Source organism: Aerococcus sp. HMSC23C02 (genome assembly GCF_001806805.1).
GTDB lineage: Bacteria > Bacillota > Bacilli > Lactobacillales > Aerococcaceae > Aerococcus > Aerococcus sanguinicola.
Genome location: NZ_KV786044.1, coordinates 33,961 through 45,119, shown reverse-complemented (window position 1 = coordinate 45,119; position 11,159 = coordinate 33,961). Strand labels below are relative to the sequence as shown.

General features: G+C 48.4%; 4 protein-coding genes. 1 reads left to right on the top strand and 3 read right to left on the bottom strand.

The window, feature by feature from the left end; genetic code table 11:
- A partial coding sequence (locus HMPREF3090_RS04435) for a LysR family transcriptional regulator substrate-binding protein (RefSeq protein WP_246818690.1) occupies positions 1 to 634 on the top strand: 634 nt, incomplete at its 5' end.
- Positions 635 to 1,581: 947 nt separating this feature from the next.
- Here HMPREF3090_RS04435 and HMPREF3090_RS04430 read toward each other — a convergent pair.
- The 3 genes from HMPREF3090_RS04430 to HMPREF3090_RS04420 form a co-directional block, all read right to left on the bottom strand.
- Complete coding sequence (locus HMPREF3090_RS04430) at positions 1,582 to 2,325, bottom strand: cyclase family protein (protein WP_067972622.1); 744 nt, start codon at positions 2,323 to 2,325, stop codon at positions 1,582 to 1,584.
- Positions 2,325 to 2,885, bottom strand: coding sequence for a DUF4256 domain-containing protein (locus HMPREF3090_RS04425; protein ID WP_067972624.1), 561 nt, complete (start codon positions 2,883 to 2,885; stop codon positions 2,325 to 2,327). Before HMPREF3090_RS04425 ends, HMPREF3090_RS04430 begins: the two co-directional genes overlap by 1 nt.
- A 175-nt stretch (positions 2,886 to 3,060) precedes the next feature.
- Positions 3,061 to 11,103: a G5 domain-containing protein gene (locus HMPREF3090_RS04420; protein WP_070486044.1), complete on the bottom strand. Its 8,043-nt coding sequence runs from the start codon at positions 11,101 to 11,103 to the stop codon at positions 3,061 to 3,063.
- Between the last annotated feature and the right edge of the window lie 56 nt (positions 11,104 to 11,159).

The following is an 11,159-nucleotide window of genomic DNA, read 5'->3' as shown; positions in this document are numbered from 1 at the left end:
CCACTATGCCTTCGTCGTCGAAGCCTTCTCCCGCCTGCTCAAACGTCACCAGGACAAGGCCTTCCAAGCCTCGGTTAAAGAACTCCGAACCTATGAGGTGATCGAAGAAGTCTACCAATTGCGGAGCGAACTGGGCGTCATCTACCGCAGCCACTACAACCGGCAGATCATCGACCGGGTCCTCTCCGACAAGCACCTCAGCTTCACCCCCCTGGTCACAGCCAAACCCCATATCTTCACCTACAAGGGCCACCCCCTAGCCGACAAAGACCGCCTGACCTTCGACGACCTGGCCCCCTACCCCCGGCTCAACTTCGACCAGGGCAAGCACAACTCCTTCTACTTCTGGGAAGAAGTCCACGCAGACCAAGAAGTCAAACAATCCATCGTCGTCAGCGACCGGGCCACCATCTTCAACCTCATGATCGGCCTCAACGGCTACACCATCTCCTCAGGCATCATCAACGCCAACCTCAACGGCGAAGACATCATCGCCATTCCCCTCGACTCCAACGAAGAGATCGAAATCGGCTACCTCACCAACGACACCCACACCCTAAACCCCATCGCCAACGAATTCATCATCATCCTAGAAAACTGCCTAAAAGAAGGCATCGAAAAACAAAGGGTGTGAGCAAGAGCGGGTAGACTTGAATGATTGGAGGCACATCAAAAAAGGCTGACGCCAGTCAGACGTTTTGATGAGCTGAAATCACTTCAAGTCTGCTCTTGCGAGCCCGACTAGGGTGTGAGACTTGGCGCTTAGGCTTGGATGATTGGAGCAATTAAGAATAAGAGTGAAGCATTCGCGCGTTTCTTAATTGTGAAATCACTCCAAGCCTGTCAAGTCGAACCCGACTACAAAGGGTGTGAGGGCTGGCTTCTCAACCCACAATCAAACACCAGGAGTGTGGGTTAGCAGTAAGCAATCCTCAACTAAACATCGGGAGTGTGGATTGAAGACGACTAACCCACAATCAGATCTCGGCAGTGTGGATTGATCGCGACCAAGCTTCAAACAAACGTCGGGAGTGTGGGTTAAACACAAGCAACCCACACTCACAAGGTCTGAATGTGGATAACTAAACTGAGTCCAAGTAAAATACGGCAAAATCCATGATAAAAACATAAAATAAGGATGAACAAGCTAGCGAGAGCCTCGCTAGCTTGTTTTCATTATGGGAAGAGAGAAGACAGCTTGCCTAGCAGGGGCGACTTGCTAATGCTGGCCCTGTTCACAACTTGGTGCGATTCGACTTGCTAATTGGAGCTTCGTTTGAAAGTTGGCGCAACGCTACTTGCTAAGCAGAGCCTCATTTGAAAGTTGGCGCGACCCTACTTGCTAAGCAGCGTTCCGTTTGCGAGTTGACACAGCCCTACCTGCTAACGGAGGCCTCCTTTGAAAGTGCGCCACCGCCTAGTCACAAACTAGGCCGCCATTTGAAAGTTCGCCCCCTTCTACAAGTAGACGCCACAAAAAGAGATCACGAGATCAAAAGTAACCGCGAGACAACAACGAGAAAACCAGCAGAGCCACTCTTCTGCTGGTTTTTTCCATAGATTTAATTAGAATCCTTCAAGCTAGGCTTCCTCATCCAGGACCGCAATGACTTCGGCTGGGAAGGCGACGGCGTCCTTGATATGAGGGGCATTGATCATAATCACACCGCCCACTGCAGGGACTTGGTCCAAGTTGGCCATGACTTCGACTTGAAACTTGTTTTCATTGAGCCAGAAGCGCTGGGCAACCAGGTCACCGGCAGCGGCGGCTTCAGGGCCGGCATCAGTATTCAAAGTTTCGTGCCCAATGGCGGTGACTTGCCGGTCGCGGCTCAAGTATTCCAAAGCTGCCACAGACCAGCCCGGCGTCACTTCGACTCCCTCCGCATCGGTATTGGTGAAGGCTTCCTGGGAATAAATCCGCTTGTACCAGCCAGAAGAGAAGGCAACAAAGGCCCCGGCCGGAATATCGCCATAGCGGTCTTCGAAGGCCTTGATATCGTCCACTGTCACCGCATAACCTGGCTCGGCTGCGACCTTATCTTCCAGGTGGAGGACATAGAGGGGCAGGTAGCGCTCCTTCTGAGGAATGTCCGCCATGATCCGGCCGCCCGCCATGAAGTGGGCCGGCGCGTCAATGTGGGTCCCGTGGGAAGTTCCCAGGGTGTATTCCCGGTTGTCTGACCCCGTCTCCTCCAAGGTCGTCAGCACCCGCTCTTCTAAGGGGTTGAAGGCCTGGTAGATGGCCATGTCTTCGGTCACTTCATGGGTCAGGTTGACCCATTTTTTTGCTTTTAAGGCTGCGAGTAGTTCATGTGTTGTCATTAATTTTTCTCCTCCTTATCACGATCAGGCATGACAAAATAAGAGCGGAAGCCCCGCGATTTGTAATAGGCCTCTGCCCCACTATGGTAAAGAAAAGTCTGACCATAGCGGTTATCTCCAAAAAAGGCGCCGCCTAATTCACGCACGGGTTCTGTCGTCTTCAGCCAAGAAGAAGTCTTTAAGTCAAAGGGTTTTAGAAATTGCAAGGTCATATACATATCGATTGGCATCAAGCAGGTCCCCATGTCCTGGCACATCTCCTCGACACTCGTCTCAGGTGGAAACTTCTTCCGCCCCAAGCGTGCCTCCCGGTCATAACAGACACTCCGCCGGCCTTCCGGACTCTCCGGACTCATATCCGCAAAAAAGGCCCGCCTAAAAGGTTCGCAGGCGATCAAATCCGGTTCACCGCCCGTCTCTTCCATAGCAAGGAGGCTCTCTACAAGGTCTTCCCTGCCCTCTAAACAAGCCAGCACATCCTCCCAAGTCCAATCCGGATGGCGGTCGAGATGCCCCTCAAAGCGTTCCGCCACTGACTTCAAACGCTCATTCAAATCCATAAGCAACTCTCCTTTCTCTATTATTAAGCCTAGAATAACATGTTTTAGCCCCAAAACTTAGCCAGGCGACCTGACCCACAAAAAAGCGCACCAAGATGATCTTGATGCGCTCTAATTTGTCTTTGATCAGCAAATTTAGCCGCTAAAATCGAGTCTCACTTAATTCTTCAACCGATTAAGCTTTTTTCTTCTTAGTAGAGAAAGCCACAAGCCCTAGTCCAAGCATCAGGGTCAGTACGGCAGGGTGGAAGCGGCTGGCGCTATCCTCTGACCCAGTCGCTGGCAATTGAGTCAATGGCGTATAGGCCTCGGCTTGTCCAACTGCTGGATCTGCTGCTGTCAGGACTGTCACTTGGTCTGCGTTGAGCTTGACTGCTTCGGGCTTGGTGTTTTGACGTGTTTCTTCGGATGAAGGAACTTTCTCTACAGAACTTGGATCTTTGTGACCTGGTTTGGGATTTTCAGGAATGGAATGATCCTTGTCCTTCAGTTTGTCATGGTCAGCAGTTTCTGGATCCTTGGACGGTAATTTATCCTTATCTGAGTTTTGAGGATCTTTGCCATCGTTTTGAGGATCTTTATGACCTGATTCTGGCTCTTTCGGATCTTTAGACTGGTCCTTATTGCCTTGTGGATTTTGAGGATCCTTAGACTGTTCCTTGCCACCCTGTGGATTTTGAGGGTCCTTAGACTGGTCCTTGTCGCCTTGTGGATTTTGAGGGTCCTTAGACTGATCTTTACCGCCTTGTGGATCTTGCGGATCTTTCGATTGGTCCTTGTCGCCTTGTGGATCTTTCGGTCCTTCCGGCTGCTTGTTGCCATCTTCTGGATCTTTTGGCCCTTGAGGATCTAGCTTGCCGCCATTCGAATCAGAAGTTGGGTTTTCCGTCTTGCCGCAGCCGACTTCAACTATCATCTTGCGTCCTTCTTGCTTGACGATAGTCTTACCGTCGCGGGTTTCCGTGATCCGTTTTTCACCAGGGTCGACCACCTTGACTTGGCCAGGCTTGAGGTCTTTGTTGTAAACCACTTCAATACCTGGGCAGTCCTTGATGATTTCCACTGGGACTTCTTTGATCACTTCGACCGGAACTTCCTTAATAACCTCAACGGGAACTTCCTTAACCACTTCAACGACTTTTTCGACTGGGACTTCCTTGACGATTTCCACAATCTTCTCAACTGGTACCTCCTTGATCAATTGCTTGATGCCGACGCGGATGATCCGCTTTTGTGGTTCGCGGAGGACTTCCTGGTTGATTTTCTTGTCTTGGAGAACGCCGTTAATAATGGCTTGAGTCACGGTCTCTTTGACTTGGCCTGGCTGACCGGCTTGGACTTCTTCGACCTTGCCTGAATCGAGCTGGTCGTCGTAAATCACTTCCGTCGCAAAAGGCGTCTCAAGGAAGCTTTCATGGCTGAATTGACCCTCATAGCCCTTGGTCCCTACCTTAACGATATGCTTGGCTGGGGTCACCACTGGCACTTCTTCCGTCACGACCTTGCCATCGACTACCTTGTTGACAATTTGGGTCGTCACATGGCCCGGAACGACTTGGACATTTTCTACCTTGCCCTTGTCCAGACTTGGATCATATTCAAAGATGGTTTCGACAGGGACATCCTTGTGACTTTCATGGCTGTTGCCTGCCACTGGTTTGGTCCCTACTTCAATGATATGGGCTTTCGGTTGGACTGGCTTGGTAATGGCTTTAGCTAATTCACCATCGGCCTGACCATTCTTAATGGCTTGGGTGTAGGTCACATCATAGGAACCTGGCTGACCTTGTTGGATGAGCTTGGTCTCACCAGCCTTAAGATTTGGATTCTCACGGACTTCAACCTTGTATGGCACTTCGAAGCGTTCCGTGTGCTTCACTTGACCGGTAAAGTCTTGCTTGCCGACCTTAATGACTTGGGCAACAGGTTCTTTCGTAACTTTGGACACGGGTTCGCCAACAATTTGAGAATTTTCAATGGAGACAGTCGTTTCCTTGGTCCCTGGTTGACCTGGCGTCACCACTCGGTACTCACCCTTAGTTAAAGTAGGATCGACTTCAACCTTCACATCAAATGGAATTTCTTCTGTAGACGTATGGCTGCCATCAGTCTTAGCACCGATGCGGACGATCCGATTTTCAGGAGCGATCACTTCTCGAGTCTCACCGAAGACCTTGTCTGCCAGTGTGCCATTGACGTATTTCTGGCTGACATCACGTTCGATTAAACCGACTTTACCTTCTCGTTCAACCACTTCTTCGCCAGCTTTCAGGCTTGGGTCAAGTTTATATTCGGTCTTAAATGGTGCCAAGCTTTGTTCGGTATGTTTGAATTCACCGCTGTAGTCCTTGGTGCCCACCACAATGACTTGTTTGGCTGGGGTCAGCACTTCTTCGGTTGTGGTTTCGATTTGGCCAGTCTGAGGGTTAAAGACGTTCTTAATCTTAGTTTCAAGCTTGCCAGGAGTGTAGGCTCCTTTCTCAACGACGCCCTTGTCCTTGGTATTGTCGTAAACGTATTCAATCTCAGCAGGAACTTCCTTGACTCTCGTTTCAGCATTTTCCGGTGCCTTGGTACCGACCTTGATGATATGGGTCTTCGGTTCGGTGCGGGCAATTTCTTCCGCCTTCAGCTGACCATCAGCTGCCCCATTCTTAATGGCTTGGCTATACTTGGTAGTCTTAGATCCATTTTCACCCTTTTGAACTTCTTGAATTTCGAAGAGTGGGAGATTTGGATCTTCTTGGATTTCCACCTTGAATGGGAGGGTTTCCGTGACATTATGGGACACTTCGCCCGTGAAGTCTTGGTCGCCCACCTTGATGACTTGGGTAACAGGTTCTTTAATGACCTTGCTAGAAGCTGTGCCCACCACTTGAGAGTTTTCGATCTTCACAGTGGTTTCCTTAGTCCCTGGTTCACCTGGTGTGACCACTTGGTAGTCACCCTTAGGCAAGCTTGGATCAACTTCAACCTTGACCGCAAATGGGATTTCTTCTGTAGAAGTGTGAGTGCCGTCAGTCATTGAACCAATGCGGACAATTCGGTCTTGCGGTGTCATCACTTCTTCGGTCGGACCATAAGTCTTCTCACCAAGCTTGCCATTGACGAAGTCTTGCGTAACTTGACGTTGAATTAGGCCAAATTGACCTTCTTGATCCACGACTTCTTGTCCATGCTTAAGCGTCGGATCCAACTTGTAGATAGTTCGATATGGGGCAATACTTTGTTCGGTATGTTTGAATTCGCCCGTATAGTCCTTGGTCCCGACGATGATTTGTTGTTTGGCTGGAGTCACGATATTTTCAACCGTGTTGACCACTTGGCCGTCGACTACCTTGGAAACCACCTTGCTTTCCGTCTTGCCAGGAGTGACCTGACCGGCTTCAACAAAGCCCTTGTCCTTGGTATTATCATAGACAAATTCAACTTCAACTGGAACATTTTGTTGGATTGGGGTTTCGGTGCCAGATACTGGCTGGGTGCCGACTTCGATAACTCGGTTAACTGGGGCCACGCGGTTGGCTTCGGTCTTCACTAAGTCCCCTGCCGCTTGGCCATTCTTGATGGCTTGACTGTATGTCACGTCAACGGAACCTGGCTTACCTGCTTCAAGGACCTTGGTTTCTCCGGCTTTGACGTTCGGATTGTAGCGGATTTCCACCGTATTCGGTACCGGAACGGTTTCGGTATGGGAAACTTGGCCGGTGAAGTCCTTGTTGCCGACCTTGATTAAAGCGTTGGACGCAGGCGTTTCTTGGGTCACCTTGCCTTGGCCGACCACAGAGTTGGTAATTGGCCATTCGGTTGTCCGGGAACCGACTGCACCTGGAGTCACGATTTCATACTTGCCGGCTTGGATAGCTGGGTCGTATTCTACCGTGTAGCTAAATGGCAGTTCTTCGGTGTAAGTATGGATACCTTCTGTCTTCGCCCCCACCTTGATCTTGCGGTTGACTGGCGCCTTGGTTTGAACCGGATCAGAAACCACTTTTTCACCAGGAAGGCCATTGGTAATAGTTTGGCTTACCGTGGTAGTCGTTTCGCCTAACTGGCCTTTTTGAACTTCAACCACTGCATTTGGAGCCAGACTTGGGTCCACTTCAACTTCGGTTTCAAAAGGCAGGACATTGGTGTATTCGTGGCTGAATTCGCCGTTATAGCCTTGGGTCCCCACAATAATCTTCTTATTGACAGGCGCCTTGGTTTCAGTTGTAGTCGTGGTGCCTGGAGTGACCGTGCCATCTGCAGCAGTCACTGGGGTGGTCTTGCTTTCTTCACCTGGGACCCCTGTATTTGGCACAACTTCGACCGTACCAGCTGGCTTCGTCGCGTCGTATTCGATTTCCACGTCGAATGGTTTTTGGCTGGTGGTCGTCACAGTGGTAGAGCCAGTTAAAGGCTTGGTGCCGACACGAATAATGTGTTCTTGAGGGGCGCTTTCCGCTTTGACAGTTGAAGTCAGGGCGCCATCCGTTGCCCCATTCTTGATGGCTTGTGTATAAGTCGTGGTCTTAGACCCTGGAACCCCTTCTTGGTCCACATGGTAGGTGCCCTTGTCTAGGGTTGGGTCTTCAACGACCTTGACTGGGAATGGCACTTTTTCAGTGACATCGTGGCTAACTTCGCCGGTAAAGTCTTGGTCACCCACTAAAACAACCGCATTGCTTGCTTGTTCATTGATAGTAGGTTCAGAAGTAGCAGTTACTTGGGAGTTTTCGATGGTCAGGGTCTTGGTCTGACTGCCTGGCTTACCAGGATTTGCGACCTTGTATTCGCCCTTCTTAAGTGATGGGTCAGTCTTCACTTCCACTTGGAATGGAATTGGCTCGGTCACTTGGTAGCTACCGTTAGACTTAGCCCCAATGCGAACAACACGTTTGACCGGATCTTTGCTTTGGACACTTTGTCCTGGTGTCGAAGCCGTCACCTGACCATTCTGGATGGTGTGGGTAGTTGTGGTGGTCTTCTCACCTAGAGCTCCTGGGTTTTCAACCACTTCTTTACCGGGTTCAAGGGTATTGTCGACAATGTATTCCGTTTCAAATGGAATCGGATCCTTGTCCACCGTTTCAAAGCTGCCCGTGTAGTCTTTTTGTCCCACCTTGATCAGCGCATTGACTGGGGCTACCGTTTCAACGACCGGTTCGCCCACGACCTTGGAGTTCTCGATGGTCCAGGTCTTCTTGTTAGAACCCGCTTGTCCTGGGATCACGACCTTGTAGTTTTCGGTCGCATCAGGATAGTTCTTATAGAAATTCGGATCGAATTCCACCGTGTACTTGAATGGGATTTCATCGGTATCGACAACCGTGCCGGTAGTCTTGGTGCCAACTTTGACTTTCTTAGGTTGAGCTGGTGTTGTGGTGGCCTTAGTGATATTAACCGCACCTGTTTGTGGGTCTCTGGTCGTCTTCACAGTCACTACGCCGTCTTGGCCTTCCTCAACCACAACCGGTTCAGCAGTTGGTTCCATATTTGGATCTACTTCGATTTCAACAGGTCGAGGGATCGCCACAGTTTCTTCAACCGGTTTAACCCCAACCTTGACTAAACGGTCTTGCTTTTCTTCGACGGTTTCGGTCCGTTTGCGGAAAAGTTGGTCGCCTGCTGTAAATTGGCCAGTGGCAGGGTCAACCAGACCTTTTTGCCCGTTGATGACGTCCTGTTCGAAGATGGTCCGTTCCTTGCCAGCCTTACCTGGAGTCACCACTTGGATGGTTCCTGCAGGCAGAGTTTCATCATATTCTTCTTTAGTTTCATAAGGAATCAATTTGTCATCGGTATCGGTAACGGTTGTCTTGTATTTCGGACGGGCGATAAATTGGGCTTTGACTTCTTCTGTAATAGGTTCATTTGTAACTTCATCTGTTCCATAATTAGCTCTGACGTTAACATATAGGTTTTCGCCACCTATAATCTCAACATCTTCCGGTACCATCGCAGTTACTACCCCTGACGTTGAATCGATTTGAACATTTGACCAGACATTCCCAGCACTATCTACATATTGCCCTGGCTGGAGTGTTTGGATATTGCCTTGCTTATCTTTATATTGCCCGGCTGGCAATGGAATGCCTTGTTCATCTTTATAAACTGGCTGAGCCAATTCAAAGGATAGCGGTCGGCGTTTTTTATCATTTTTAGGTATTTCAGGTTTGTTCTTTAAGACATCTCCCTGATAACCTACCTCCGCATGGTATTCCGGCCGGTTATTATCCGAATCTTGAACGACAAAATGGAACCAGTGGAGGTCTGTTGAACCATTAGTATAAGTATAGGTAATTGGAATAGCAATGAACTCTCCAGCCTTGGCTCCTTTTGGCGCTTTAACTGTAAATTGAGAGATATCATTGGGATTGGTCGTAATCTCCCAACCTTCAGCTTCTGCTTTTTTGATGAAATCTGGATCAATGACACCATCAGCGAAGCCTTGTTCGTCCGCCTTTATCATCTCCTTACCAGTTTTGCGATTAGGCTCGGTATCTGGATTAATATTCTGATCATCTATCACCATGATTTTGGCTTCGCCAGGTTTAATTTCGGTGAGCTTATCGTCCTTATGTTCAAGTTTCTTATCGAACTTTTGCTCGTAATATCTTGTATCATCAAGGTTGATCGTGATATGACCTAGGTCGTTGTAATTGTCATAACGGGCGATACCTTGCTTGTCGATTTCGACATCCTTGCCGTTATGCTTAATGGTTTGAATGCCTGCACCGGTTTTGACGTACTTATATGGTGAATAATCCCAGCCTTCCGCAACGGCTTGTTTATAGTCCTCTATCGTTTCAACGCCAGTTTCTCTCATATTGTTCAGATTGACAACTTCTTGGAATTCTTCAGTAGTTCTTGGACGGGCGAAGAAACGAGCTTGTAAACTTTGGATGCCTTTAAATTTATTGGTATTGAAGATGGAATTAGGATCTTCCAGAGCACCCTTAGGCATAGCGAAGATGATCTGACCTAACTGGATATCATTACCTAGTTTGCTCTGAAGTTCTTGGATGTTAGTTGGGGTAACAATAAAAGCATTGGCTTCTTTCACAACGGAGCCATCCGGATGGTAGACTTGACCGACTACCCGGTCATAGTCTGCTGGGTCTAAGTTATCAATCCGAGCACCGGTTTTGACATAGCCTTCCTTAACTGCCACTCGCTTAACATTGGTGTCACCTGCTACCTTGATAAGAGATAGGTTGGCATTTTCATTTGGATAAGGGTTGACACCAAAAGTGACTGCAAAGTTTCTCCCTTCTAACAATTTATCATAAGGATTATCAGTCGTATATTTATCTCTAAAAGAGATTGTTGTTTCCTTATTGGCATGATTATTAATATGCTGTAAATCTGTTTCATTTAATTGAGAATTTAGGCTAGTCTGTTGCTTGTCCTTTACCAAAACTACCTTTGTGCTCGGTTTGAAATCAACAGCTTTATTGCCAATTGTCGTAAGTGAATTTATATTTTCATACTCAACAAGACGAGGATTCTTTTTAGTTCCAGCCTCTACAGGTGGGTTTCTTACACTATCCGTTATAGAAAGATGGTTATAGGTTCGTTGGGAATCATTGCGATCGATAGAGATATCAATTCCATAAGTTCTCTGGTCTGTATCCTTGTCTGCATTAGGGTTAATAACGACATGACTAACCCCTTCCGTCTTAGCGCTTGATGCCGCAGAGAAGTGTGAGATCCCATTATTGGCCAATTCAGATTGTCGGTAGCCCTTACCCTCACTAATATTCTTCTCATTGGTAGAATAATTGATATTATCTGGATTAGTGGTACTGGCAGGTACAATCGGTGTATTCACTGTATCCGCTGGTAGGCCAGAAGTAGATGTCGGCACGCTACCTTCTGTCCCGCCTTCTCCTGGCATAGCATAGTTGACCGCTGCACCTTCTGCAGCATAAGGGACTGCCACAGCTTCAACGGGTTGGTTTGGGCTAACTTCTAAAGCTATATTAGCTGTTTCACTTGCGGGTTGGCTACTATCAGCTTTATGAGTTTCACTTGCATCCTCGACAAGGGTTAAAACTTTTGGTCCAGCTTGGCTCCCTTCGTTCACCGGAGCCAGTAGGGGGCTGGTGAGTTCAATTGGTTGTCCTTCAGCGGCTTGGACGCTTTGGACTTGGCCAGCTAAAAAAGCTGCGATCGCAACACTCCCTACACCGAGCGTCGTTTTGCGAATCGCATAACGATAATTCTTCTCCATACATATCCTCCTAGCTTACTAATTTGTCCCAGAAAATGTTCATACCATCATTTTTA